The following is a 23,705-nucleotide window of genomic DNA, read 5'->3' on the forward strand; positions in this document are numbered from 1 at the left end:
GAGGAAGAGAAAGTGCGGGTGCCGCCGTCCGCGGGTCAGCGGTGCGGTTCCCCCGGGGCCCCGCCCGGGGCCGCGGGCGGGTTGCCCGCGCCGACCGGCGTCTCCGCCTGGGCAGGAGCACCCGGCGGCGGCCCTGGCGGCCGGGTCGGCAGGGGGCCGGCGTCGCGTGTCATGGAGAGGAACGCGCCGAGGGCGCAGGCCACCGCGAGCGGCGCCACGATGAAGGCCAGCACCATGCCCGCGCCCGAGTCGTCACTTCCGCCACGGGCGCCTGCCTGCCAGATGATCGTGGCCAGGGCCGGCCCGAGCGCCAGGCCGAGCTGCCGTCCGGTGCCGGACAAAGCGGCTGACGTGCCGCGGAGTCGGGGTGGTGCGGACATCATCAACAGGGTCTGGTTCGGCCCCGCGAACAGGCCAAGACCAAGACCGCACAGCAGCAGAGCAGCCACGATCGCGGCGGTCGGCCAGTCCTCGATGGCCAGCATCAGCAGGACCGCGCCGATGGTCATGGAGGTCAGACCGATGGCCGCGGTGGCCCGCGGCTTCCACTTGTCCACCAGCCAGCCCGAGACGGGCCCGATCGCGCCCATCGCCAGCGGCTGGAACAGCAGCAGCAGGCCGACCGTTGAGGTGGACCAGTCGCGGAACTCGCCCAGCGCGAACGGCGGCAGGTAGTACAGCGTGCCACTGGCGACCGTGGTCAGCGTCAGGGACAGCACGCAGGCCGCGACCATCGGCTGGCCCAGTGAGTCGCGGACCGCGGTGAAGCCGGCTGTGCGGCGCCACGCGAAGAAGCTCAGCACAGCCGCAACGGCCAGGCCGGCGATCAGCGGATAGGCCGGGTCCGGGTCGGCGAACAAGGTCAGACATGCCAGCACACTCAGCGTGCCCGCGGCGGCCATCGCGCCCTCCGCGGCCAGTCCCAGTGTGGGGGCACGCATCGGCGCCAGCGGCGCGAGATGCCGCATGCCCACCGCTACGGCCGCCAGGCTGAACGGCACCACGACGAAGAACACGGACTGCCAACCCCATTGGTCCACCAGAGGACCGCCCAAAGCAGGGCCGCTCACCGCGCCGAGCGGTCCCAGAACGCCGATGATGCTCAGCGCTCGTCCGCGTTGTTCCGGTGGTACCGAACGGGCCGCGATGACCGGGGCCGCGGCGGCCACCAGGGCTCCGAAGGCGCCTTGCAGCAGGCGAGCGCCCATCAGCTGGGGCAGGTTGACCGCGAAACCGGCCAACGCGCTGGCCGCGGCGAAGCCGAGGGCGCCCACGGTGAAGCACCCGCGGATGTCGGAGGTGTCCACGTAGCGACCGGCCGGCAGGCCGAGAGCCACCATGGCGCCCGCATAGGCGAGGATCAGCCACTCGCCTTCGTGCGGCGACATGGACAGTTCGCGGTTCAGGTCCGGGAGAGCGATGGCTACGGCGGTCATGTCGAACGTCGTCATGAAGATCGCGAGGCCCGTGGCGACCACGGCGAACCATCCGGAGCCCGCGATCAACGGATCTTTGCCGCCCGGCGGAGGCCCCGGAGGCCCCGGGGGGCCTGGAGGGTTGGGCTTGCGAGGCATCTCAGCACTCATGAGTCCGCAGCATATTAGCCGGCTAACTTTTTCGCCAGGCCGACTGGGAAACCCGGTGTGTGCGCAGGTGGGCGGCGTGTGGCGGGCCGGAAGCCGTCGACGGACCTTCGTTCCGCCATGTCCTCGTCGTCTTCGGCTGGGCCCGTGAGAACGCCGGTCGGCTCCGCGCGAGGCGTGCCGGTGGCCGCCGACACGGGGTGCGCCGACGGCAAGGAAGCCCGCGAGATCGTCCGTGCCGATCCGGCCGTGCACGACGGCATTTCCGAGGCGGAGATCGTACCGTTCTTCGAGGCGTTCCCACGGCAAGACCCCGAAGAGAACGTCGCATCCCCTGCGGAGACAACCGCAAAGGGGGGTGATTTCCCGAGTGCCGCGGCATGCCCGGTCGGCCACCCCTGCGGAGGTCCGGCCCGGGCACCGTACGATTCCGCTCTCGGCCTCAGCACTCGGGAGAAACAGCGCACATGCAGCCTACGCAGCCGGCGAGTACCTCACCCATCAGCGGCTCCCTGGCAACAGCCCTCGTCCGGGTGGCCCGCGAACACCGCGTGCTGGTTTCCAGAGGGCTGGCCGATCTGGGCCTGCACCCGGGGCAGGAACTCATGCTGGCTGAGCTGTGGAACCAGGACGGGCTTTCCCAGAGCGAACTGGCCACGCGGCTCGGCGTCGAACTGCCCACCGTGGTGAAGACGGTGCAGCGGCTCGAAGCGACCGGACTCATCACACGGGCCAAGGACCCGCACGACCGGCGCGTCACGCGCGTCACGCTCACCGACCGCGGCCAGGGACTCCGCGCCGCTGTGGAAGCCGTGTGGACGCGAGCGGAAGAAGCCATGGTGAGAGGTATTTCGACGCGCGACGCGGAACAAATGAGCAAGGTGCTGGAGCAGTTCCACCGCAACCTGTCGACGACTCGCCATACGCGCGACGAGAACATGGGGTGATCGACCAGCCGCGGTCCATTGGCTGGGACGCGGCTGCGCGATCCGACGACCGGACCACCCAGGCACACAACGTCCGCGGGAGACCGACGGTCCGCGGCCCGGCGACGTTGTGGTGCCCCGCCACCAGGCCATGGACGCGGAGATCGCCGACTCGACGCCGAGATCGGCCCGCTGGTCAAGCAGGCCGCCCCCGCCCTGCTGGCCTCAGCGGCGACAAGCCCGAACGCATGTGCTCGGAGAGGACGTTCGCCCACCTGGCCACCAACCGAACGAATCACCCCAACCGACCTCGTTCCTGCGGCTTGACGTCCATAGGGGCATCCCCGGTCCCGCGAGGGGCCGGCGGCCCGGACGGACGGGGGAGGGGAGGCAGCGGCGAAGGTCCGCCCCCGCTCCGGGCGCGTGCCAGCAGGAACGCGGGCAGCGCGGCCAGGATGAAGAGCACTCCCGCCAGGACCGCGTAGAGGTGCACGCCGGCCGCCGTGCTCACCGGGGCACCGTCGGCGTAGATCCCCGGAACTTGGGTCGCCTTGAGCACCTCGCCTCCGGCGAAGGTGAAGACGACCGAGCCGAGAGCGAGCACGACGGACACCAGACCCGCGGTCGCGCCCTGCCGTTCCGGTGCTTCGGCGCCGGTCGCCAGGATGTAGCCGCAGGCGCCGATCGCGCCGGCGGCCATGCCGCCCGTGGCGCCGCAGACGACCGCCAACGGCAGTGCCGATACGCCGGCCAGCATCGCGAAGGCCGACCCCGCGCCGACGGCGATGCCGCCCAGCAGAGGCGGCGCGGGACCGAACCGCCCCGCGAGCCATCCGGCGCACGTGCCGCCGACGACGATGCCGGCGTTGGGCACCGCGAGCAGCACCGCGACCGCCTCCCCGTCCCCCAGCCCGTAGCCGAGACCCAGGCCGGGCGGCACCTGGGCGACGATGCTTGTCAGTTGGAGCATGCTCCGGAACGAGCCCGCGGCCAGCACCAGGGCCAGCAGCGTCAGCAGGACCGGGCGGCTGAGCGCCCGGAGGTCGATGACGGGATCGTCGGTCCGCAGCGCGTGCGACGCCCAGCCGGCCAACGCGGCGACACCGGCCACCAGCAGCGCGATCATGCCCCGGGACAGCCACCCGAGGTCGCTCCCGAGACTGACGTAGGCGAGTAACGCGGCCAGGCCGCCACCGAGCAGGAGCGCCCCGCCCACGTCGATCCGCCCGGTGCCGCGGATCGGCGACTCCGGGATGAGGAAGCGAACGCAGAGCGCGGCAACCGCGGCGAGCAGCGCCGCCGTGAGGAACACACTCCGGTGGCCGAACACATCGATGACCGGCTGCATCACGAACGGCTCGATGATGCCGACAACGGAGGCCCCGGACGTGACGAGCCCGATCAGGGCCATGGCCACCCGGGGGGCGCAGATCTGGCGGGCGAGGGTCACCGTGATGAAGACCGCCGCGAATGCCGCGCCTTGGAGAAAGCGCCCCAGCAGGAATATCCAGACGTTGGGGGCGGCGAAGCAGACCAGCGCTCCCGCACAGGCGAGAAACAGGGTGCCGACGAGTACCCGGCGTTTGCCGAAAAGATCGGAACCCCGCGCGAGCAACGGCGACCAGATGGCCCCGGCCAGCATCGCGCTCGCGTTCAGCCATGCGGCCTGATCGGTGTCGAATTGCTCCAGCAACTGGGGCAGGACCATCATGGGCGAGCCCATGGCCATGTCGGCCAGGACGTTGGCGAGGGTGAGAACGGCCGCCCAGAGGACGAGCTGTTTGCCCCAGCGGTTTTCCTGGGCACCGGGAGCGGGCTTTTCCAGCGTGTATGTCACTGTGCGTTCTCTCCAGCGCGTTGGGAATGAGGGCCGGCGAACGGGAACGCCGCGTGCGGAGCACAGGGCCGTCGGGCATCGCCCGTGAGCCCCGGATTCAACGCGCGCGCGTTTCGGCCGCCCGCAGCGCGTTGTCGCGCGCGGCGATGGCGTCCCAGGTGGCCGGCACGATGCGGTCGCGGCCGGCATGGGCACGGTTCTGGGCGGCAGTCGCGTAGGGCCGCTGCCTGGTCTCGTACCGCGCGAACGCGGCGGTGTGGTCGTCGCCGCACCGTTCGAGCTCCTCGGCGAGGAAACGGGCGCCGGTGAGCGCGAGCGAGGTGCCGCGGCCGGACAGGTAGGCCGGGCTGTACCCGGCGTCGCCGACGAGGACGACCCGGCCGCGGTGCCAGGAGGGCAGGTGGATCTGGCTCGCGGGCGTGAGGAAGAACCCGGGGTCGGCGCGGGCCGCGTCGAGCAACTCGGGTATCCGCCATGACCGGTGGCCCGCGAAGGCGTCGACGAGGATTTTCTTCTGTGCGTCCAGGTCGTGGTGGTCGTACGCGATCGGTCCCGAGCGGAACTGGAAGACCGCGACGGCCCTGCCCGCGTACCGGAAGATGCCCGCCATCCGGCCGGGCACGTTGTAGATCGCGTTGGCGCCCGCGGACCGGGCCTCGCCGGGCAGGTCGGCGAGGGCGAAGTGAACGCCGAGGTGCCGCACCCAGTGCCTCTCGGGTCCGAACACCAGCCCGCGCACCGCGGAGTGCAGGCCGTCGGCACCGACCACCAGGTCGTACCGTTCGGCGCGGCCAGAGGCGAAACGCACATCGACGCCGCCGGCGCCGTCGGTCAGTGCCTCGACCGAGTCGCCGAAGCGGATCGCCGCGGTGCGGGGGAGCGCGTCCGCGAGGATGCGCACGAGGTCGGCGCGCAGGAGTTCGATGTCGTCGTCGGAGTCGTTGACCTCGGCCAACGGGAGCCGGGCGACCGGCTCGCCCGCGCTGTCGACGAAGTGGGCCAGTTCGGACATGCGGATGCGTTTCCGCTGGATCCTCGCGAGCAGCCCCATCCTGTCCGCGGCTTCGACGGCGTCGCCGCGGATGTCGATGGGTGTGCCCGCGAGCCGGAGGTGGCGGGCGTACTCGACCACGGTGACGTCGTGGCCGCGAGTGCCGAGTTCACGCGCGCAGGCGAGCCCGGCGATCCCTGCTCCGGAGACGAGGACGTTCACGTGTGCGCTCCCGATGTCGCTGAGGTGGATGGGCGAGCGGAACGGCGCCCGGGCAGGCCGGGGCGTGGCGCCCGGCCGCTTAAAGAAACAGTCTGTCGCTTTAAGCGAGCCTACTGACCACCGGCTTGCACCGCAACGACGCAGTTGGCGACAATCGGCACCCGGCCGAGAACAGGAGGCGAGCGGGGCGATGGCCAACGGGACTCCTGACCGGCCGCCCGCACGGCGCCCCGGTGGCCGCACCGCGCGGGTGAGGGCGCAGATCCTCGCCGCGACCGTCGAACTCGTGGCGCGCGACGGCATCGCGGGCTTCCGCTACGAGGAGGTCGCCGAGTTCGCCGGCGTGCACAAGACCAGCGTCTACCGCAACTGGCCGGACCGCGAGGAACTGGTGGTCGAGGCCCTGTTGCGCTACGCCGAGGACCTCGCCTCGATCGCCGACACCGGCGACATCCACCGCGACCTGGCGGACTTCCTGCTCGCGCTCGCCGGCGGTCTGGAAACGCCGTTCGGCCGGACGCTCGAACAGGCCCTCCAGCCCGCCCGCCAGAGTCCCGCCGTCCAGGCGGCGCTGGGCAGGATCCTCGACCAGCGCGTGGCCGCCATGCGGCGGCGCGTGGACGCCGCGGTCCACCGGGGCGAACTGCCCCCGGTCGACAGCTCGTTCCTCGGTGAGATGATCTCGGGACCCGTGCACCTCATCGTCAACCGCGGCGTGCGCCCCTTCACCCGCGCCGACGCGGAGCGCATCGTCGGCGTGGTACTCGCCGGCATCCGCGCCACGACACCACCCGCCTGAGACCCCTCACGCCCCGGCCGAGCCGGGCCAGGCTCCGGCAGTGCGGTCCGGGAGCCGGTCCGGCGGCACGTCGCCCGCCGAGGAAGCCCGTGGCGCCGCCGCCGCGAGAAGGTCGGGACCTACCGCCCGCGCGACTACCGACATGTGCCCCACCAGGCGCGTGGTACGGGCCGTCACTTCCGGGCTTCGTACCGGCGCAGTGAGCGGATCATGTTCCTGATCTTTTGCACCGCGTCCTCCGGAAGAGGGTCCGGGTTGAAGTGCATGACGTCATTCCTGATCTCGCGAATCTCGGCCAGGCGTCCAGTGAAGATCTTCCTGTCCAATGGCAACCCGAGCTTTTGCCAACACGGAGGATGTTCCAAAATCCTCTGGTAATCCCCCATGGTCAATGCGTCGAACGAGGAGATTTTTCTTCTTCCCTGTGCGTCGCAAATCTCGACCACTTCGCCGATGTCGAAAGTCTGGGCGATGATTCGGCGCAGTCGTTGGTCGAGCTCTCCGACCAGAAGAAATGGGCTGGCCATGGACCCGTAGGCTGCCGCGACGTCGCTGACGGTGACGATTCCGGCGATGTCCTGTGTCTGGTCGCGGACGAGTACAAAATCTCTGTCGGTGAGGACAGGGAGAATGTCCACCAAGTCGTGGTCATAGGGGACATCGCTTGCTCTGATGACGGCATCTGAGAAGCTGGCTTCGGGGTTGGCGTGACGTGCGTGAGCAATGGATTGCCAGGTGACCGCTCCTTTGAGACTGCGCCCGTTGATGACCGGAAGTTGCGAGTAGTCGTTTATGGTCATCAGCGTGATCGCCTGTTCGAACGTGGCGTTAGGGGAGACAGAAACGATGCCGGCGAGGGCGGAGGGGAGGTTCCCCACGGTGAGACCGACGGAAGTTTCTTCTTCGTCCTCTTCCTCGTCGTCTGCCGCGGCGTCATCGGAGTGCGTCATCTTTTCGTCTGCGGCTGAGTCTCCGCCTGAGATCTCCTCGCCTCCGCGAGCGGCGGTGATCAGGCGCACCACAGCGTCGAAATGCACCTTATCGAAATCGGGAGCCGTGGTGAGGCCGTGGTTGTCCAGATCCGCGTAGATCTGCTTGGTGACCACGTATCCCCGTCGTTGGGCACCCCACCAGCCAGTGAGGTCACGTACTGTAAGAGCGGCGGGTTCGCCGCTGTCTGCCTTCCGGCGAGCTTCCTTCAAGCGTTCATGACGCTTGGTGGGCAATGACAGGTCGACGTCAGTGGCTGCCGCACTCGTCGGCGCAGAAACAACCGCAGCGACCTCATCAAGAAACTCCTGCCTGACTTCATCCAGTGTCCGGCCGTCGTCGAGAGTCCAAGCGTGCCAACCATCGAACGACCCCCTGCCCACAGCAGCCGAAGCCGCACGTGAAGGAGACCGGTAAGCCCGCCCATCCTGAAGCTGAATTCGGCCGTCAGCCTTGACCTCCGCGAGATGGATTTCGCCTACCCTTGGTCGGCTGAAGGTCAGTAGCGCGCCCGGGTCCAGACGTCCAGACTCCATGAGATCGCTCACGGTCACCCGTCGCCCTTCGACAAGGTAGGATTCCCGCCCCATCCGCTCTCCCTGCTCTCATCAGTCGAAAACAATCCCGCATCCTCCACCGCACTTGGATTGCGGGGCGTGCGTTCTCATCTTGCCGTACGAGCGGTCGGCAAGAGGCGGATTCGGTAGCACTCGCAGCGCCGTGCGTCGGCAACGCTTCTCCTAGGCATAGGTGATCACAGAACGGCCCCGACGGCACAGCAGCCCGCACCGGAATCCTGTACAGGACCGAATCTCGACCGATGGAGCGGGGAACGGAACCGGAGTGGCTCTCCGAGCCTGGCACCACTGGGCCGCCGGAGACCTTTCGGGTCGCCGACCTGACCCACGACGGGTACTCGCTGCCCACCGGGACTGACCGCTCCGAGGGGCGCGCGCCGGTCGCGGCGTCCCTCTGCCGGACGTGCCGCAGCGACGTCCGAGGAGCTGTACCGGCGGCTCCTGCGGCTGCACATCCTGCCGCGCCTCGGCGGGCTCGACCTGGACGGGATCACCGCGCCCCGGGTGCGGACCTGGCGGGCGGTGGGCGTGTGGGTGCGGCGGGCCGCTCCTGAACTGACCACCCGGCGGCGGGCCCAGGGTCGGCATGCCGGACGACTTCCGTTTCTACGACCTGCGGCACACCGGGCACACCCTCTCTACGCAGAGCGGCGCCACGCTCAAGGACACGATGGTCCGCGCGGGCCAGTCATCCGAGAAGGCGGCCATGGTCTACCAGCACTCAGATCGCGAACGCCAGAAGGAAGTCGCCGCCGGTATCGATGCGCGGGTGCGCGGCTTGCGGGAGGCTGCAAGGAAGGAGCCCGGCGAAGAGCCTACGGCTGTCGGACAAGGCAGGCCTCGGTTGCTGTAGCGCCGTCGGGGAGGCCCAGACCGAGAAAGCCGGTCGGCCTGGGCCTCCCCCAACATCCAGAGAATGGCTAGCTAAGGTCTGTCCCGTAACTGCTGGGCGCGGGTGAGATGATCTTGCCGTGTCTGGTGTGATCACGGCGTCGGAGCCCTCCTGGATAGCCCCGTTCACCGGGCTGAGCCCGCGCCAGTTCGGCAGGCTGATCACCGCGCTCCGGCGGGAAGGTGCGGATCCGGTGCGCAAGGGCCGGCCTTGGAGCCTGCCCCTGGAGGACCGCGTGCTCCTGGTCGCCGCCTACTGGCGGACCAACCTCACCCTGCGCCAACTGGCCCCGCTGTTCGGGGTGTCCAAGTCGGCGGCCGACCGCATCATTGACCACCTCGGACCCGCGCTCGCCCTCCAGCAGCGCAAGCGGTTCCGCAAGGACACCGTGCTGATCGTGGACGGCACTCTCGTTCCCACCCGCGACCACACCGTCGCCGAGCAATCGAAGAACTACCGGTACTCCACCAGCCACCAGGTCGTCATCGACGCCGACACCCGGCTCGTCGTCGCCGTCGGCCGACCGGTCGCAGGCAACCGCAACGACTGCAAGGCGTGGGAGCTGTCCGGCGCGAAGGACGCCGTCGGCAAAGCCACGGTCATCGCGGACGGCGGCTACCGGGGTACCGGCCTGGTCATCCCGCACCGCCGCGAAGCAGGCCAGACCGAGCTCCCGGACTGGAAGGAGGAACACAACGCCTCCCACCGGAAGGTCCGTGCTCGTGTAGAGCACGTCTTCGCGCGGATGAAGGGCTGGAAGATCCTTCGCGACTGCCGACTGAAAGGTGACGGCGTCCACCACGCCATGCTCGGCATCGCCCGCCTGTACAACCTCGTCCTCGCTGGGTGACGCAGAAACCAGCAGACCACCAACACGTCGAAGATCATTTACGGGACAGACCTTAGAGCGAGAGAGCCGCGGTGACGAACGCCTGAGTCTGGGAAGCCGCTTCTTCCGCAGGAAGGGGCGCCCCTGTTGGAGGGAAGAAGTCCACGAGACCTGCGGCGCCGTAGTTGGCCCAGAAACACGTCGCCATGTGGACGGAGAGTGCCAGGCTGCTCTGACACTGGATGGCGAGATCGCCTGTGCTCAGGTCCTGGGGCTCTCCCTGCCAGGCGCGATCGTAGCTGCCGCTCAGGTCCACTGTCTCCGTCACGATCTGGGTAAGGACTGCCGATGGGTCGGCCACATCCTCGAAGAGGCTGGTGCTCGTCACGAAGTGCGGGGCTGTCGCCTCGATTCCCTCTACGTTGACGACGATGGGCGACGTACCGTAACAGGCGAACTGGGCCCACTCGTCACCGTTCTGATCCTGGCGAGCCACGAGGGCGTCAGTGCCGTAAATGCGGCTTAGATCCATGTCACTGCCGAATCGGAACCCATTGTCGTCATCTTCGGCACAGGCGAGGCCATCTAGCGAGGGAATCTCCACACCGTCATAGCGTTCACCGGAATCTGGAGCCAGCCCTTCGGCTGTCGGCACGTTCGGGCTGGCAGGCGAATCGCCCTCGCCGGATGTCTCGCCGGAAGCGCTGGGCGCCGAGCCGGGGTCGTCTGTGGCTTCCTCTGATGCGCACCCGCTGATGAGTACCGTCAGGACCGCGAGGATCGGTACACCTATCAGGTTTTTCAACTTCTCGCCCTCCGTGACTTGGTGATCACAGTATCCTAGTGATGCTGTCCGAAGGGTTCGGGGCGGCTCTAGTGAGCGGTCGGCTAGCGCGCCGGGCGGCAGACGCGAGGGCCCAACTATGGGATCGGGCACGCAACGGGCACGCGGCACGTAAATCGGTCTGGACAACACGAAGGCCCGGGTCGGAGAGACTGCCTCTGACCTGGGTCTTAATGCTTGGAGCGGGCGACGAGAATCGAACTCGCGCTCTGAGCTTGGGAATCACCGCGTCTAACCGGCTCTCGATGGGCCTGACCTGCGCGAACGCTCCCATGCAACTGCGCTGACTCCTTGCCTTCGCATCCTTCATTGACCGCGGTTGTCTACCGGTTCTGGCACGCTACTGGCACGAACCGCAAGATCTGACCTTGTTGGCGTTCAGCACGTTCTCCGGGGGCGTTAAGTGGCGTAACAGGGCAAGTGGGGCGAACGGGGGAGATCGGAAACGCGCCACGAGAGGTGGGCGAGCTGGCATACTTGACAATATGCTCACAGCAGCAACGGGGCAGAATGCTTCTCTCCCCGCCGCCGCGGTCGTGGCGGCGTGCGCACTTGTCTTCACGGTGTTGTCTTTTTGGTGGCTCAACGCGAGACAGGGAAGGCTTTATGCCTACGCGCCTCATAGTTTCGCGGCCACTATCACGGAGGAGCGGATATCGATCTTGCTACCTTTGGTGGTATTCAATTCGGGGCCGAAGCCCATCATCGTCCAAGATATGCGCTTGGTCTTTCTAAGGTCTGGCGTTTCGCTGCCCTGGCATGCGACACGCGAGAAGCTGCGGGTGGTAAAAGGTGATGAAGTTCATCTGCCTAGTGTTTTTGCCGTCAACGGCAGGACTGCTCAGCAGATTTTCGTGGAATTCGGCGCCGCGTTTCCGTTGACGCTTCCCGAACCCGAAGCTCAAGACGTGATCATCGAATGTAAAATGGGGCATAGAAGTCGATGGGTCGGCGTCCTGAAGTTTCCGTTGTTGATGGGCAACATCTGGTCTCCGGCAAATTATGTCGGCTACAGCAATACGATTGCGGTGGTCGATGTGGCCAAGATTCAACAGGGTCGAGCGGAGTTCGAGCGTCTGAAGAAGATGGCGCAATCCGCAGCTCGGGCTGACTGAGAAGCTGCCTTTTGTGTATTCCGGCTTAAGGAGTGAAAATGCCGATTCCATCCCTTCCGCGCTTTCTGTATCTTGATGAAAAGTCACTCGGTGAGTACCTCTCGGTAGTTGAAGAGGGAATCTCGGATGAGACCAAGCGTAGACGGTTGCACAGCGAACCTGCTGTTCCGCCGGGTCTTGGGGAGATTGATAAGGGGAGTGGGACCGAAGAGGAAGAGAGGATGATCCGCGAGACGAGCAGCCAGCGCTTCATCAGATTCGTCAAAGCGCTGACGGAAGATAGTCAGCGCTGGCAGTACTACGACATTGATTCCATTGCCGATGTCTTCGAGAAGCTGAAGGTAATGGATCTAATTCACGGGCACTTCGAGATCGAGGTTCCGCCCCTAGTCCAGTTGATGAGCCAGCCAGAGCAGTTCAGTAGTATGGTTGATATGTTGGATGCTATGCGGCCTATGGCCTCGATTTTTGGAGGGGACGTGGACGGGCTTCCGAAGCAAGAGGAAACTGCGGCATTTCGCGATTTCACCAAAGTCGTGAAGTCCGATATGGTGGTTGTCGGCTATCAAGATGATGACGCGCCGAAGGTCACGGGTAAGCTCAATAAGGAATTTGTCAGGGATTCACTGGAGGGGGAGGTGTTCATTCTGGGGAAGGTCGCCAGGAAATGGAAGAAGGATGAGAGGCACTCGCTTTTGGCTCTTCCTGGTGCCTCGCTAATGAGTCGTCAGCAGAGGCGTAAGGTAGTCAAGTCGTCTGTCAAAAATAATGAAAATGATGATGCGGTACTTGCTGGCCCTGCGCTTACTCTAGACATCCTTGCCATCTATCGATGAGCGTTTCCTCTTTGAGGGAGCGGGCGGGTGTTGCTGTCTGCGCCTACCGTTTTAGAAGATTATTTGAGCTTATCATCCCAAGTGGGGCTGTTCCTGTCGCAGCAAAGCGTGTTTCAGACGGAGGAGCTGTGTGTGATGCATGGGAAGGTTGTCTAGTTCGCTTACAGCGACAAAGCGAAGCTCCGTGGATTCGTCGGAGATTTCCAGTTGGCCGCCGGTGATGTGGGCGCGGAAGCAGATATTGAATTGGCGGCGGATTTCGCCGTCTGTGTAGGCGATGATGTGGCGGGGGTCGGTGTAGGTGCCGACCAGGCCCGTGATCTCGATGTCGAGCCCGGTTTCTTCCTTGACCTCGCGGATGGCGGCTTGGGGCAGGGATTCGTTCATCTCCATCGCTCCGCCGGGGAGGGCCCACAGGTCGTTGTCGCGTCGGCGTTGCAGGAGGATGTGGCCTTCGTCGTTGGTGACGACTGCGGAGGCGGCGACGACCATGCTGTTGGGCTCGGGGGCGTTGGGGTCGTCGTAGTACTCGGTGCGTGCCATGGTCAGTTGTCCTCGGCGGGGGTTGCGGTTTCCCAGACGGCGTCGAAGCTCTGGGCGTACGTGTCGAACATGCCGCTGCCGTCGTTGCGGCGGAGGTGCCAGACAGGGGCACCGTAAGCGTTCACGCCCCAGACGTGGGCGTTGACGAGCATCTGGTCATCCGCGCGGTAGATCGAGTTGTAGAGCGTGGTTTCGTGTGTGCGGACGTCGATACCCGGGGTGCCGATCAGTGGGCGGTAGTGCATGAGGGCCAAGCGGCAACGGGACTCGATGCCGTGCCCGAACCGCTCCTCCTGGCCGCGCTGCTGGACGTTCGTGCTGTCGGCGTCCCCGATGGCGATACGGATGGCGCAGCCTTCGGCAGCTCGTTCGCGGAGCAGGTCGTTGAAGCGCGGATACGCCTCGTGGAGGAACACGGCGGCGTAGACCAGGACGTCGATTCGTTCGCCGGCCTGGGTGAGCAGGTCCACGAACGCCGAGGTGGGGACATCGGCGCGCTTCTCGTGGAGGGCGACCAGCTCCGGGCTGACCGCGCGGGCGGGGCGGGACTGGCGAAGCGCCGGCCATAGTGCGTGCACGTCTTCTCCCAGGATCTCCGCTGCCGTGGTGGCCGTCGTCCGGCGCGGCGTACGACCCAGGTTCACCCAACGCTCGACGGACTTGGGGTCCACGTCGACCTTGTGCGCGAGGGTGGCGTACGTCCAGCCTCCGGCCGTCATGACAGCTCGCAGTCTCTCGTTCGGCGGCACAGTCTCTCCCCACACGTCGGGACGGCACTAGGGACGTTACCCATCATGCAGGACGTCCCGAAGTGGGGTAACGCGGTTGTTCCGACGTCCCGTTGGCCAGCGCGATGATCACGCAACGTAAAGCCCCCGCGGCCGTGGTGGACGGCCCGGGGAGTGGCCAACGCTGAGAAGGAGCGCCGACGTGCCGCACTGTATCGCCTGGATTCTCGATCCTTTGCTGACTTGGCTGTTTCCGCCGCCTGGACGACACAGGGCGACCGAAAACGACGCTGTGGGCGACAAGACGGATCGCCCGACGGTCGTGCTCCCGGCCGTTCCGGGGGCCGCGTCGCATGAGCACGTGGAGCGGACCGCACTGGTCCGGCCGTACCTGGTGGCTGCCGAGGAACAGCGCGAGCGGCGGTTGCGTCGGGAACGGCGGCAAGCGCTTTGGTTCGCCTCGCATGGCATCGACGTGGGCGCTCACCGGATTCACGGCATCGAGGTCGCCTCGTGACCCGGGTAACGCCTGTCACCGTAGGCGCGGTCGTGCTCGACACCTCGTGCGGAGGAGTGGGGCGCGTCATGGATCTGCATGGCGAGCGGGTGTGGTTGCGCCCGGTGGGTGGCGGTCGCGAATGGGAGGCGAAGCGCCCACGTCTCAAGCCTGTGCCCCACACGGCGGAGGTGTCGCGATGAGTCCGCGAGCCGTCATCAAGGCGGCGGAATGGACCCTGGCGGAGGAGACGGCCGAGGGATCGCCGCGTGCGATCTTCCGCGTCGAATGCGTCACCTGCGGCGCCGAGTCGGAGATGGTCGACAACGAGCCGCAACCCGTGGAGATGTGGGCGCTACAGCACACGGGACGGAACATCACGCACCGCCAATTCCGCCTGACTACGCAATGGTTCTGGCACGTGTTCCCGGCACCGGGGAACCCGCTCTACGAGCTGGAAGGCGGCGACTCCGCCACATAGACGGCCCTGACAGACAGAGAACGAAGAAGGCCGGACCACCCCTTGGCCTGGGCAGCTACCGAGGTGGTCCGGTCGGGATTCCGCAGAACCCCGGTACCGATGGTATCGGGGCTGCGGTCGTGTCCTGCGATCCGCCGCCCCTGGAACAGGGAGGTGTGAAAACCCCAGGATGCGAGTAAGTCCAGCGATGCACGCCGTGGTTCAGCAGGCGCCGAACGAGCCCGTGGCCCCCACAATCTCAGACGATGCCCCGACCGACGAACGTCCGCCACGACGATCCCGTTCGCTGCGCACGCAGGTGCGCGTGGCTGCCTGTAGTGCCGCCGGCCGGTACCGCGCTTCTCCATCTTTCTCGTCACGGTCCGCGGTAGGGATCGCGACGCGGCGCTGTTGCTGTCCACCGGGGGGTGCCGACGGACGGTGCCGCACGCGAAGCGCGAGCAACCAGGAAGTGCGAACCCCCCTGCGCGCGCGGATGAGTCGGCGGTGCCGTGTGCGAGTGGCTCGGGCTGGACGGCGGTTCGAGGCGGGCGGCGCGAGCGCCACGGTCGGCGCTGAGCGGGGCGGCAGACAGGAGCGGGCGGCGGCCGGGGCGCCGCGCCGCGCGGCCCGCTGTGCGGGCCGCCTTGATCCAGTAGAGAAACTTTGAACAGCGTGGGGGCGAGCATGGGCAACGGCCGCGCTGACGTGGCGGTGTCGCGCGCTGGTGAGTTGGGGCGATGCTCGTCCGGCACGGTGCCCGGACTCGTCGGAAGAAACTCGGGGCGCCCGGTCACAGACGCACCGCTCGAACTCCTTGGAAGGGGTGAAGGCAGCCTCAGAAGGTCGGTGAGGAGTGACGTGCGTCACAAAGATGGTCGGTCACACACTCGTGGTTTTTGACACTTCTATGGGGCGATGAAGGGGTGTGCTGGTTCACGCGTCATCAGGCATTCCCGGCGGCACCAAGTCGGGATTCGCGTGATGGCGTGGCTCAGCGCCGAGTGCGGGAGGAACGAGGATGACTGACGACGTGAGCGGGATAGTGGCCGGCATCAACGCGGAGGAAGCGCGGGTCATCGCTGAGCGGATGGCCAGCCTCGCGGCGAAGATGGAGCGGTTGGAACAGCGGCTGGACGCGGCCCTGACTACCCCTTCGTCTCGCGAGGGTGATCCTCGTTGACACTCTCGACGAGAGCCAGAACGCGGTCTAGGCGTTCCTCCAGCTCGTCCAACCGCTGTTTCAGCTGACGGAACTGTGCACTGCTGACCCTGTCCTCCTCCGGTGGCGTGGCTTCGGCTCCGCCGGGGGAGGGCTGCGGGTCGGACACGTAGCTTCCGCGCCCTGCTACGGAGTAGATCAGCCCCTCGTCCCGCAGGACTCGAAGCGCACTGTGAACCGTCGCGTTGGCGATGCCCAGGGTTTCCCTCAGATCGCGTGACGACGGTAGGCGGTCACCGGGCTTGAGCCGCCCGGACGTGATCTCTTCGCGCAGCTTGTCGGCAGCCAGCTGGTAGGGCGGGCGCGGATCGTTGGACGGCAAGGCCATGCAGCCCAGGTTAGTCCGCTCTAGAGCGTGCCGACAGTGGGCGCGAACGCAGGCTCCCATGGCTAGGTCGATCCAGATCGCCCTTGACCGCTCTAGAGCGATCCATGTACAACTGGATCTGCCGCACCGTGCGGCCTCTGAAGCCAGGGAGTTCATTCATGGCCATGCATCCGATCCAGAAGGACATCACTCAGTCCTCGTTCCTGCTGGTGACTCCGGCGGCTCCGAAGGTGAAGGACCCGCAGACGGGGGAGATCGCGACTCATCGTGAGACGGGGGAGACGCTGTACACGGTCGGTGTCGTCGAGATGCTGGCCGGGCGGGCGGACGTTCTGAAAATCACGGTTCCTGAGTCGGGCCTGTCGGACGGGCTGGCGCAGGGTGCGCCGGTTCGTCCGGTGGGGCTGGTCGCGCTTCCGTGGGCGCGGATCTTCAACGGTCAGCTCAGCGACGGGATCGCGTACCGCGCGGAATCCGTGGAGCCGGTCAAGTGAGCGCCGCTTCCGAACGCGTCTACCCGGTCCCGCCGCTGGACGGTGACGCCGATCCGCGTTTCACGGTCGGCTTGCTGTTCGACGTGTGCCGCGTGATCGAACGGCACGGCTACCCGCCAGTGACCAGCGGTGGCGACCTGGTGGAACTTCAGTTGTCGCTGTTCCGGTTCCTGTACGGGCCGACTCCCGGAAGGGCCGAGATATGACCCCGGTGGAGATCGCGGGACTGGCCCCGGCGGTTGCCGGGGCGGTCCTCGCCGTCCTGGTCGTGTGGCTGCTGGTGTGGGTGGTGCGCTACGTGCGTGCGGATCGCTTGCTGCGGGCGAGCATGCGGCAGGCGGTGCGCGTCCGCTCGGGATGGCGTCGCCTTGCGCGGATGCAGGGCTTGACGGTGACGGACCGGACGCCGACTGTGCTGGCGCAGGTGGGCGCGGGCGTCAACGGCGGGCATGGCAAGCGGCCTGAGCCGCGCGTTGTGGTGCCGAAGATCCGCGTCCGGGCCGACCGGTTCGGCGTGGAGGTGCGGGCCCAGACGCTGCCCCGGGTCGGTCTGGCGGACTACCAGAAAGCGGCGCCCTACTTGGCGGACGCGTGGCGGTGCGCCCGGGTGTCGGTGCTGCCGGACGGGCCCGGAACGGTCCGCATTCGCGGGGTGCGGCATGATCCGCTGGCCGCTTCGACCGAGCATGTTCCCTCCGGGGAGGTGCCGGAGGTGGTCAGCCGGTGGGCCCTGGGGCTGGACGAGTACGCCTCCGAGGTGGTGGTGAGCCTGGCCGAAGTGCCCGGGGTGACCGTGGCCGGTCTGCCTGGCTTCGGTAAGACCTCGCTGATCAACAAGCTGATCTGCGACCTGGCGCCCTCGCCTGCGGTGCAGTTCGCGGTGGCGGACGGCAAGGCGTCAACGGCGGCGGAAGGCGATTACGCGGACGTGGCCGACCGGCTGTTCTCCTTCGTCGGTGACGACCTGGCGGCGGGCAACGAGCTGTTCAGTCGCATGGTGGAGCTGCGGCGGGCGCGTGCGGCGGCTATCCGCTCGGCGCTGGGTGTGCGGAACATGTGGCACTGCGGTCCGCGGGCGTCCTGGCCGTTGGTCGTGCTGATCATCGACGAAGCGCACACCTTCTTCCGCGAGCACAAGGGCAGCGACCCGGCGACGAAGAAGCTCGCCGCGCTCGCGGCGGAGAACGCCCGGCTCGTCGAAGACCTGGTGAAGAAGGGCCGGGCCGTGGGCATCCTCGTCATCCTGGCCACGCAGAAGGCGACCGGGGACGCGATTCCCACGTTCATCCGCGACGTGTGCCCGGTCGGGCTGAGCTTCGCACAGAAGACCATCGAGGCAGCCGTGGCCGCCCTCGGTGAGGACATCCGCAACTGGCCGGACGCCAGCCCGGTCGCCTTGCAGGACCCCACCTATGTGGGCGTGGCCGTCATGACGGTGCAGGGGCGCGAGGGTTTCACCCGGGTCCGCACGCCGTACGTGGACGACGCCCACGCGGCCCGGATCGCCGCTGAGACCGCGCACCTCACACGCAACCCCTCCGCCCTGCTGACCGGGACAGCGGGCCACGGCGCGGAAGCCGCCTGAACCTGACCGCCTCGACGACAGGAAGGAGGTGAAACCCTCATGGCACACGACCGGATGACACAACGCGTCGTCACCGTGGTCATGGCCCTGATCGCCGCTCTGGCGTTCGTGTTCTCCTTCGGGAATGTCTGGGCACTGGCGCTTCGCCTTGGCGTGCCCCGACCGATTGCCCCGCTGATCGCCCCCATGGTGGACCTGTCGGTCCTCGGGCTCCTGGTCGGCCTGCGCGCATTGTCCCTGCGCGGTGTGCCGGCCTCCGAACTGAAGGGGGCTACCCGGCTCATGCACTTGTCCGGGCTGCTGACCCTGGCGCTCAACGTCGCTGAACCCGTCCTGACCGGGCACTACGGCCGCGCCGCACTGGACGCGGTCGCCCCGATCCTCCTGCTCGGATGGGGACAGGTCGGCCCGCAACTCCTTCGCCACTTCCACACCGCAACGGAAGCCGTTCCGGAACCGGGCCCGGCGCCGCGACCGGCCCTCGAACCGGACCCGGCCTCGCCCGCCATGCCCGACGTTCCGGTCAACGAGCCGCCACCCGTTCCCCAGTCTCCGGCCGTGCCGGGCCCGCTGCTGGCGGCGGCCCGCCGCATAGCCGAGACCCACCGGGCCGAACACGGCGAACCGATCACCCCCGCGCAACTCGCCGCACGACTGGGCGTCGCCCTGCCCGTCGCCCTCGCCGCGCACGCCCGGCTCTCCGCCTGAGCCGCCGGCCGACCCGTCCGCTCGGACCCAAGCACTCGAACGCCAAAGCCCCGGCCCGGAACGTCTGTTGCCTGCAAGCTCGCCGTCCCGGGCCGGGTGCCCTACCGATCCATCGGAGGACACCCCAGCATGACACCCCAGACCATTCCGCAGCACCTCACCAGCCCCGCGATACGGGACCTGGTGGAGCTGGCCGGTCTCGACGACTTCGACCGAGTACGGGCACAGGTCACCAGCGTGTCCGGCTGCACCCGCCCCGTGCAGCTCGTCGGCCAGAGCAGCACCGTGGACGGAACGACCGGCGAAGTCCTGCACACCTTCGACACCGCCGACGAACCGACCGGCCGCCTCCTGGTCCCCTGCGGCAACCGCCGCTCCTCCCGCTGCCCCTCCTGCTCACGCCGCTACGCCGCAGACACCTTCCACCTGATCCGCGCCGGGCTGACCGGCGGCAAGAACGTTCCGGACAGCGTGCGCACCCACCCGCGCGTGTTCGCCACGCTCACCGCGCCCTCGTTCGGCCCGGTCCACACCCGCCCCACCACGCCCACCGGGCGGCGACTGCCCTGCCGCTGCGGCGCATGGCACGGCACGGACGCCCCGGTCCTGGGAACTCCCGTGGCCCCGGCCACCTACGACTACGCGGGCGCCGTGCTGTGGAACGCCCACGCCTCCGCGCTGTGGGCCCGCTTCACCACCTACCTGCGCCGCGAAGTCGCCGCACTGCTCGACATGACACAAAAGGCGTTGAAGGCGGTCCTGCGGGTGTCCTTCGCCAAGGTCGCTGAGTACCAGCGGCGGGGCATGGTCCACTTCCATGCCGTGATCCGCTTCGACGGTCCCGAGGGTTGCGACGCAGCGCCCCCGGGTTACGCCACTGCGGATGTGCTGGCGCGCGCCGTACGGCAAGCCGCGCGCCGCGTCGAGCTGACCATCTCGTCCGACGCGGTGGGCGAACGGACTCTCCGGTGGGGCAGCCAACTGGACGTCCGCGAGATCGCGGGCTTCGGCGACGGGGCGGAACTCACGGACAAGGCGGTTGCTGCCTACGTCGCCAAGTACGCGACGAAGGGCGCCGAATCCGCCGGGACCATCGACTACCCGCTGCACTGCTCGGCCTGCGACGGACGCGGACAGCGGGCGGGCAACGCCTGCCGGCCGTGTGAGGGCACCGGCCTGAGCCGCCCGGTCACCTCGCTGCCCGTCGTGGAACACGCGCGCCAGATGATCCGGACGTGCTGGGAGCTGGGACGGCTGCCGGACTTCGCGGGCCTCAAGCTCTGGAAGTGGGCGCACATGCTCGGCTTCCGGGGCCACTTCTCAACCAAGTCCCGCCGCTACTCCACCACGCTCGGGGCCTTGCGCGACGTACGCCGCGCCTGGCGCCGCGAGCAAGCGCACGAGCGGCTGGGCCTGGATGCCGGTGGGGGCACGCTTGTCGTCGAGTCCTCCATGGCCTACCTGGGCACCGGCTACCGACCGGGTGAGGAACTGCTTGCGGCCACCGTGCGGCACGAACGGAACCTCGTCCGGCTGTTCGCGGAGGGTGGTGCGGACCGATGAGGGACCGCTACCTGAGCGTGGACCAGGTGGCGGAAGTGCTGGGCACCACCGCGCGCTTCCCCCGGCGGCTGATCGCGGAACGGCGGATCACGTTCGTCAAGGTCGGTCGGCACGTCCGCATACCCGAAAGCGCGCTCACCGCGTTCGTGGAGGCCAACACCGTCCGGCCGGTGCAGCGGCGCCGGTCCCGCTTCGGGAAGGTGGCCTGAGATGGCGAACGCCAAGGGCAGGCGCCGCCGGTTCGGTGCCGTTCGCAAGCTGCCGTCCGGCCGCTGGCAGGCTCGCTATCCGGGACCTGACGGGGTCATGCGCCCGGCGGACCGCACCTTCGAGACCAGCGGTGACGCGGATGACTGGCTGGCTGAGAAGAAGACGGAGATGCGGCGCGGGGAGTGGCAGGACCCCGATGCCGGAGCGGTCAACTTCGCGGAGTACGCCGTTCAGTGGGTTGATGAGCGGGACTTGGCGGCGACGACGGAGGAACTGTACCAGCGGCTTCTGCGGCTGCATGTGCTGCCGCACTTCGGCGGGCTCGACCTGGACGAGATCACCGCGCCCCGGGTGCGGACCTGGCGGGCGGAGCTGCTGAAGAAGACGGGCGCGACGACGGTGGCCAAGTCCTACCGGCTTCTCAAAGCCATCATGGAGACGGCGACGGATGATGAGCTGATCCGCCGCAATCCGTGCCGGATCAGGGGCGCGGGCAAGGAGTCCGCGGCTGAGCGGCCGGTGGCCACCGTCGAGCAGGTGGACGCGCTGGCCGACGCGATGGGCCCGCGCTGGCGGCTCATGGTCTACCTCGCCGCGTACGGCCCGCTCCGGCCCGAGGAACAGGCCGAGATGCGGCGGCCGGATGTGGACCTGGACGCCGTGGGCGTGTGGGTGCGGCGGGCCGCTCCGGAGCTGACCACCGGGCGGCGGGTCGTCGGCGACACCAAGTCGGACGCGGGGAGGCGGTTCGTCGTGCTGCCGGCGTTCATGGAGAGGGACCTGCGGCGGCACCTCGACTGGTACGCGGAGAAGAAGCCGGATGGCCTGCTGTTCGTGGGGGAGAAGGGCAAGCCGTTCCGGCGGTCCACCTTCGGACGGAAGTGGCGCAAGGCTCGGGCCAGGGTGGGCATGCCGGACGACTTCCGGTTCTACGACCTGCGGCACACCGGGCACACCCTCTCTACGCAGAGTGGTGCCACGCTCAAAGACACGATGGTCCGCGCGGGCCAGTCCTCGGAGAAGGCGGCCATGATCTATCAGCACTCCAACCGCGAGCGTCAGCGGGAGGTGGCCGAAGGTATCGATGCCCGGGTGCGGGCGCAGCGTGAAGCCGCTGACAGGAAGCGCGGCGACGGAGCATCTGGCACGGATCTGGCACGCGGCTCATAAATTGGTCTGGACAACACGAAGGCCCGGGTCGGAGAGACTGCCTCTGACCTGGGCCTTTGCCGTTGGAGCGGGCGACGAGAATCGAACTCGCGCTCTGAGCTTGGGAAGCTCATGTTCTACCATTAAACTACGCCCGCCTGACCCGTCCTGCGGGCGGGTCGTGGGTCTTACCCTACCGCATCTTCCTCGGTGCCGTGTACGTCGGAGTGGCGGCGTGGTGGGTGTCGGTCGGGTCTCCTAGGGTGGCGTTCGCCGTCGTCAAGTCGCCTGGGAGAGGTGAGTGTTGCAGACCAACACCGTTGTGCGTTGCGCCGAGGGGCATGTGTTCGCCGCGGCCCGGTTCCCGCTTCAGCAGCTGGGGCGGGACCGGATCGGGCCGGGGCGGTTGTTGCGGTGTCCGCGGTGCGCGCGGTTGCGGAGCGCGGTGCCGGTCGGGGGCGGGTCAGATGCGGGTCCGGTGGAAGTTGAGGTAGGAGCGGGAGGGGGTGGGACCCCGCTGCCCCTGGTAGCGGGACCCGGTACGGGTTGAGCCGTAGGGGTGCTCGGCCGGGGAGGAGAGGCGGAACATGCAGAGCTGCCCGATCTTCATCCCCGGCCAGAGCTTGATGGGCAGGGTGGCCACGTTCGACAGTTCGAGGGTGACGTGGCCGGAGAAGCCCGGGTCGATGAAGCCGGCCGTCGAGTGGGTGAGCAGCCCGAGGCGGCCCAGGGAGCTCTTGCCCTCCAGGCGCGAGGCCACGTCGTCGGGGAGGGTGACCGTTTCGTAGGTCGAGGCCAGGACGAACTCGCCGGGGTGCAGGATGAACGGCTCCTCGCCCGGCGGCTCGATCACGCGGGTGAGGTCGGGCTGTTCCGTGGCCGGGTCGATGTGCGGGTAGCGGTGGTTCTCGAAGACCCGGAAGTAGCGGTCCAGCCGCACGTCGATGCTCGACGGCTGGACCATCGTCGGGTCGTACGGGTCGATCCGCACGCGGCCGGTGTCGATTTCCGTACGGATGTCCTTGTCTGACAGAAGCACGCCCCGAGGTTAATACCTTCCGCGCGCGGGGCGGCTACAGCGTCCCCAGCTTGACCAGCATCAGCAGGGCGAGCAGCTGGATCGTCGAGGAGGCCAGGGCGCGGGGCCAGGCGATCTCGTGCGAGCGGCTGACCATCAGCGTGAACAGGAAGCCGGCGTAGAGCCAGGTCACCCAGCCGACGATCTGGACGACGGGGTTCGCGCCGCCGAGGAAGATGGCGAGGGCGAGCCGGGGCACGTCGGTCAGGGTCATGATCAGCATGGCGAGCCCCGCGGTGGGCGCCCAGATGCCGTTGCCGCCGAACTGCCTGGCCAGGTTGTGCGTGACGGTGCTCAGCACGAGGGCGCCGAGGACCATCGCGGCCCCGGTGACCAGCAGGTAGGGCGCGACGGTCGAGGCGGTGGTCTCAAGGATCGACTCGCGGGCCTCGTCGAGCCCGAAGACCGCCACCAGGCCGTAGAGGAACGTGACGATCAGCGCCGGCCACCAGACCGCGTAGTCCCGCATGTGCCAGAAGGTGCGGTCGGGCCGGAAGAGGATTCCGGTCAGCAGCTCCTGCCAGCGCAGCGGCGGGGGCGGCGGCGGTGCCGCGGGTTCCGGCCGGGGCTGGGGCGCGGTCGTGTACGGGTCGTACGGGGCGCCGTACGAGGGGTCCTGCGGGTACGGCTGCGGGGCGCCGGCGTAGGGCGCCGGCGCTGGGGGGTGCCCGTCGCGCCTTCTTCTGAATACGGCCACGC

General features: G+C 67.9%; 25 protein-coding genes, 1 tRNA gene and 1 pseudogene. 16 read left to right on the forward strand and 11 right to left on the reverse strand.

The window, feature by feature from the left end:
* Positions 1–35: 35 nt before the first annotated feature.
* Complete coding sequence (locus tag LC193_RS15615) at positions 36–1,478, reverse strand: MFS transporter (protein ID WP_226074838.1); 1,443 nt, start codon at positions 1,476–1,478, stop codon at positions 36–38.
* A gap of 572 nt (positions 1,479–2,050) precedes the next feature.
* Between LC193_RS15615 and LC193_RS15620 the strand changes: the two genes are divergently transcribed.
* Positions 2,051–2,530, forward strand: coding sequence for a MarR family winged helix-turn-helix transcriptional regulator (locus LC193_RS15620; protein WP_226074839.1), 480 nt, complete (start codon positions 2,051–2,053; stop codon positions 2,528–2,530).
* 274 nt (positions 2,531–2,804) lie between these two features.
* On the opposite strand, the gene LC193_RS15625 is transcribed toward LC193_RS15620, so the two are convergent.
* Positions 2,805–4,346, reverse strand: a complete 1,542-nt coding sequence (locus LC193_RS15625; RefSeq protein ID WP_226074840.1) for an MFS transporter — start codon at positions 4,344–4,346, stop codon at positions 2,805–2,807.
* A 97-nt stretch (positions 4,347–4,443) separates the two neighbouring features.
* Complete coding sequence (locus LC193_RS15630; RefSeq protein ID WP_226074841.1) at positions 4,444–5,559, reverse strand: FAD-dependent monooxygenase; 1,116 nt, start codon at positions 5,557–5,559, stop codon at positions 4,444–4,446.
* 190 nt (positions 5,560–5,749) lie between these two features.
* On the opposite strand from LC193_RS15630, the gene LC193_RS15635 reads away from it, so the two are divergent.
* Positions 5,750–6,358: a TetR/AcrR family transcriptional regulator gene (locus LC193_RS15635; RefSeq protein WP_226074842.1), complete on the forward strand. Its 609-nt coding sequence runs from the start codon at positions 5,750–5,752 to the stop codon at positions 6,356–6,358.
* A 173-nt stretch (positions 6,359–6,531) separates the two neighbouring features.
* On the opposite strand, the gene LC193_RS15640 is transcribed toward LC193_RS15635, so the two are convergent.
* Positions 6,532–7,938 (reverse strand): restriction system modified-DNA reader domain-containing protein, encoded by a 1,407-nt coding sequence (locus tag LC193_RS15640; protein WP_226074844.1) that lies wholly within the window; start codon positions 7,936–7,938, stop codon positions 6,532–6,534.
* Between the two features lie 568 nt (positions 7,939–8,506).
* On the opposite strand from LC193_RS15640, the pseudogene LC193_RS29190 reads away from it, so the two are divergent.
* Together LC193_RS29190 and LC193_RS15650 are read left to right on the forward strand one after the other, a co-directional pair.
* A pseudogene (locus tag LC193_RS29190) lies at positions 8,507–8,779 on the forward strand (tyrosine-type recombinase/integrase); the annotation flags it as partial.
* Between the two features lie 118 nt (positions 8,780–8,897).
* Positions 8,898–9,668: a transposase gene (locus LC193_RS15650; protein WP_226073171.1), complete on the forward strand. Its 771-nt coding sequence runs from the start codon at positions 8,898–8,900 to the stop codon at positions 9,666–9,668.
* 52 nt (positions 9,669–9,720) lie between these two features.
* Here LC193_RS15650 and LC193_RS15655 read toward each other — a convergent pair whose 3' ends face one another.
* On the reverse strand, positions 9,721–10,452 hold the full coding sequence (locus tag LC193_RS15655) for a hypothetical protein (RefSeq protein ID WP_226074845.1): 732 nt from the start codon (positions 10,450–10,452) through the stop codon (positions 9,721–9,723).
* A 524-nt stretch (positions 10,453–10,976) separates the two neighbouring features.
* On the opposite strand from LC193_RS15655, the gene LC193_RS15660 reads away from it, so the two are divergent.
* Together LC193_RS15660 and LC193_RS15665 are read left to right on the forward strand one after the other, a co-directional pair.
* A complete protein-coding gene (locus LC193_RS15660) occupies positions 10,977–11,606 on the forward strand; it encodes a hypothetical protein (protein WP_226074846.1) in 630 nt (209 codons plus the stop codon).
* A 38-nt stretch (positions 11,607–11,644) separates the two neighbouring features.
* Positions 11,645–12,442 carry a DUF6414 family protein gene (locus tag LC193_RS15665; RefSeq protein WP_226074847.1) on the forward strand — a complete coding sequence of 266 codons (798 nt, stop codon included), beginning with the start codon at positions 11,645–11,647 and terminating at the stop codon, positions 12,440–12,442.
* 72 nt (positions 12,443–12,514) lie between these two features.
* Here the strand turns inward: LC193_RS15665 and LC193_RS15670 are convergent, their stop codons facing one another.
* Together LC193_RS15670 and LC193_RS15675 are read right to left on the reverse strand one after the other, a co-directional pair.
* The gene (locus tag LC193_RS15670) at positions 12,515–12,985 is read right to left on the reverse strand and encodes an NUDIX hydrolase (RefSeq protein ID WP_226074848.1); all 471 of its coding nucleotides are present in this window, start codon (positions 12,983–12,985) and stop codon (positions 12,515–12,517) included.
* A gap of 2 nt (positions 12,986–12,987) precedes the next feature.
* Positions 12,988–13,704 carry an XRE family transcriptional regulator gene (locus LC193_RS15675; RefSeq protein ID WP_226078660.1) on the reverse strand — a complete coding sequence of 239 codons (717 nt, stop codon included), beginning with the start codon at positions 13,702–13,704 and terminating at the stop codon, positions 12,988–12,990.
* A gap of 211 nt (positions 13,705–13,915) precedes the next feature.
* On the opposite strand from LC193_RS15675, the gene LC193_RS15680 reads away from it, so the two are divergent.
* From LC193_RS15680 to LC193_RS15690, 3 genes are all read left to right on the forward strand, one after another.
* Positions 13,916–14,230 (forward strand): hypothetical protein, encoded by a 315-nt coding sequence (locus LC193_RS15680; RefSeq protein WP_226074850.1) that lies wholly within the window; start codon positions 13,916–13,918, stop codon positions 14,228–14,230.
* A gap of 178 nt (positions 14,231–14,408) precedes the next feature.
* Complete coding sequence (locus LC193_RS15685) at positions 14,409–14,690, forward strand: DUF7848 domain-containing protein (protein ID WP_226074852.1); 282 nt, start codon at positions 14,409–14,411, stop codon at positions 14,688–14,690.
* 1,000 nt (positions 14,691–15,690) lie between these two features.
* The gene (locus LC193_RS15690; protein WP_226074854.1) at positions 15,691–15,852 is read left to right on the forward strand and encodes a hypothetical protein; all 162 of its coding nucleotides are present in this window, start codon (positions 15,691–15,693) and stop codon (positions 15,850–15,852) included.
* On the opposite strand, the gene LC193_RS15695 is transcribed toward LC193_RS15690, so the two are convergent.
* Positions 15,818–16,219: a GntR family transcriptional regulator gene (locus LC193_RS15695; RefSeq protein ID WP_226074856.1), complete on the reverse strand. Its 402-nt coding sequence runs from the start codon at positions 16,217–16,219 to the stop codon at positions 15,818–15,820. The genes LC193_RS15690 and LC193_RS15695 overlap by 35 nt on opposite strands.
* 158 nt (positions 16,220–16,377) lie before the next feature.
* Between LC193_RS15695 and LC193_RS15700 the strand changes: the two genes are divergently transcribed.
* The 7 genes from LC193_RS15700 to LC193_RS15730 all read left to right on the forward strand — a co-directional run bounded on the left by LC193_RS15700 (position 16,378) and on the right by LC193_RS15730 (position 21,949).
* On the forward strand, positions 16,378–16,713 hold the full coding sequence (locus LC193_RS15700) for an SCO3933 family regulatory protein (protein ID WP_404819417.1): 336 nt from the start codon (positions 16,378–16,380) through the stop codon (positions 16,711–16,713).
* Positions 16,710–16,919, forward strand: coding sequence for a hypothetical protein (locus LC193_RS15705; RefSeq protein ID WP_226074858.1), 210 nt, complete (start codon positions 16,710–16,712; stop codon positions 16,917–16,919). The genes LC193_RS15700 and LC193_RS15705 overlap by 4 nt, the downstream gene beginning before the upstream one ends.
* A gap of 62 nt (positions 16,920–16,981) precedes the next feature.
* Positions 16,982–18,298: an FtsK/SpoIIIE domain-containing protein gene (locus LC193_RS15710; RefSeq protein WP_318842163.1), complete on the forward strand. Its 1,317-nt coding sequence runs from the start codon at positions 16,982–16,984 to the stop codon at positions 18,296–18,298.
* A 39-nt stretch (positions 18,299–18,337) separates the two neighbouring features.
* Positions 18,338–19,006, forward strand: coding sequence for a DUF2637 domain-containing protein (locus LC193_RS15715; RefSeq protein ID WP_226074861.1), 669 nt, complete (start codon positions 18,338–18,340; stop codon positions 19,004–19,006).
* 129 nt (positions 19,007–19,135) lie between these two features.
* Positions 19,136–20,569 carry a replication initiator gene (locus LC193_RS15720; protein ID WP_226074862.1) on the forward strand — a complete coding sequence of 478 codons (1,434 nt, stop codon included), beginning with the start codon at positions 19,136–19,138 and terminating at the stop codon, positions 20,567–20,569.
* Entirely contained in the window at positions 20,566–20,778 is a 213-nt protein-coding gene (locus tag LC193_RS15725) for an excisionase family DNA-binding protein (protein ID WP_226074863.1), read from the forward strand. Before LC193_RS15720 ends, LC193_RS15725 begins: the two co-directional genes overlap by 4 nt.
* 1 nt (position 20,779) lies before the next feature.
* Positions 20,780–21,949: a tyrosine-type recombinase/integrase gene (locus tag LC193_RS15730; protein ID WP_226074864.1), complete on the forward strand. Its 1,170-nt coding sequence runs from the start codon at positions 20,780–20,782 to the stop codon at positions 21,947–21,949.
* 63 nt (positions 21,950–22,012) lie between these two features.
* Here the strand turns inward: LC193_RS15730 and LC193_RS15735 are convergent.
* The 3 genes from LC193_RS15735 to LC193_RS15745 form a co-directional block, all read right to left on the reverse strand.
* Positions 22,013–22,086 (reverse strand) — tRNA-Gly (locus tag LC193_RS15735).
* A gap of 305 nt (positions 22,087–22,391) precedes the next feature.
* Positions 22,392–22,967: a dCTP deaminase gene (gene dcd / locus LC193_RS15740; protein WP_086159441.1), complete on the reverse strand. Its 576-nt coding sequence runs from the start codon at positions 22,965–22,967 to the stop codon at positions 22,392–22,394.
* A 34-nt stretch (positions 22,968–23,001) separates the two neighbouring features.
* Positions 23,002–23,703: a Yip1 family protein gene (locus tag LC193_RS15745; RefSeq protein ID WP_226074865.1), complete on the reverse strand. Its 702-nt coding sequence runs from the start codon at positions 23,701–23,703 to the stop codon at positions 23,002–23,004.
* Between the last annotated feature and the right edge of the window lie 2 nt (positions 23,704–23,705).

Origin of the sequence: Streptomyces marincola (assembly GCF_020410765.1) — a bacterium.
Taxonomy (GTDB): Bacteria; Actinomycetota; Actinomycetes; order Streptomycetales; family Streptomycetaceae; genus Streptomyces; species Streptomyces marincola.

What these genes read in the sequence shown, in the direction of transcription:
- LC193_RS15620 (WP_226074839.1), top strand. Translation starts at nt 2,051, where the DNA reads ATGCAGCCTACGCAGCCGGCGAGTACCTCACCCATCAGCGGCTCCCTG.
- LC193_RS15635 (WP_226074842.1), top strand. Translation starts at nt 5,750, where the DNA reads ATGGCCAACGGGACTCCTGACCGGCCGCCCGCACGGCGCCCCGGTGGC.
- LC193_RS15640 (WP_226074844.1), bottom strand. Translation starts at nt 7,938, where the DNA reads ATGGGGCGGGAATCCTACCTTGTCGAAGGGCGACGGGTGACCGTGAGC.
- LC193_RS15660 (WP_226074846.1), top strand. Translation starts at nt 10,977, where the DNA reads ATGCTCACAGCAGCAACGGGGCAGAATGCTTCTCTCCCCGCCGCCGCG.
- LC193_RS15665 (WP_226074847.1), top strand. Translation starts at nt 11,645, where the DNA reads ATGCCGATTCCATCCCTTCCGCGCTTTCTGTATCTTGATGAAAAGTCA.
- LC193_RS15670 (WP_226074848.1), bottom strand. Translation starts at nt 12,985, where the DNA reads ATGGCACGCACCGAGTACTACGACGACCCCAACGCCCCCGAGCCCAAC.
- LC193_RS15675 (WP_226078660.1), bottom strand. Translation starts at nt 13,704, where the DNA reads ATGACGGCCGGAGGCTGGACGTACGCCACCCTCGCGCACAAGGTCGAC.
- LC193_RS15685 (WP_226074852.1), top strand. Translation starts at nt 14,409, where the DNA reads ATGAGTCCGCGAGCCGTCATCAAGGCGGCGGAATGGACCCTGGCGGAG.
- LC193_RS15690 (WP_226074854.1), top strand. Translation starts at nt 15,691, where the DNA reads ATGACTGACGACGTGAGCGGGATAGTGGCCGGCATCAACGCGGAGGAA.
- LC193_RS15695 (WP_226074856.1), bottom strand. Translation starts at nt 16,219, where the DNA reads ATGGCCTTGCCGTCCAACGATCCGCGCCCGCCCTACCAGCTGGCTGCC.
- LC193_RS15700 (WP_404819417.1), top strand. Translation starts at nt 16,378, where the DNA reads ATGGCCATGCATCCGATCCAGAAGGACATCACTCAGTCCTCGTTCCTG.
- LC193_RS15715 (WP_226074861.1), top strand. Translation starts at nt 18,338, where the DNA reads ATGGCACACGACCGGATGACACAACGCGTCGTCACCGTGGTCATGGCC.
- LC193_RS15720 (WP_226074862.1), top strand. Translation starts at nt 19,136, where the DNA reads ATGACACCCCAGACCATTCCGCAGCACCTCACCAGCCCCGCGATACGG.
- LC193_RS15725 (WP_226074863.1), top strand. Translation starts at nt 20,566, where the DNA reads ATGAGGGACCGCTACCTGAGCGTGGACCAGGTGGCGGAAGTGCTGGGC.
- LC193_RS15730 (WP_226074864.1), top strand. Translation starts at nt 20,780, where the DNA reads ATGGCGAACGCCAAGGGCAGGCGCCGCCGGTTCGGTGCCGTTCGCAAG.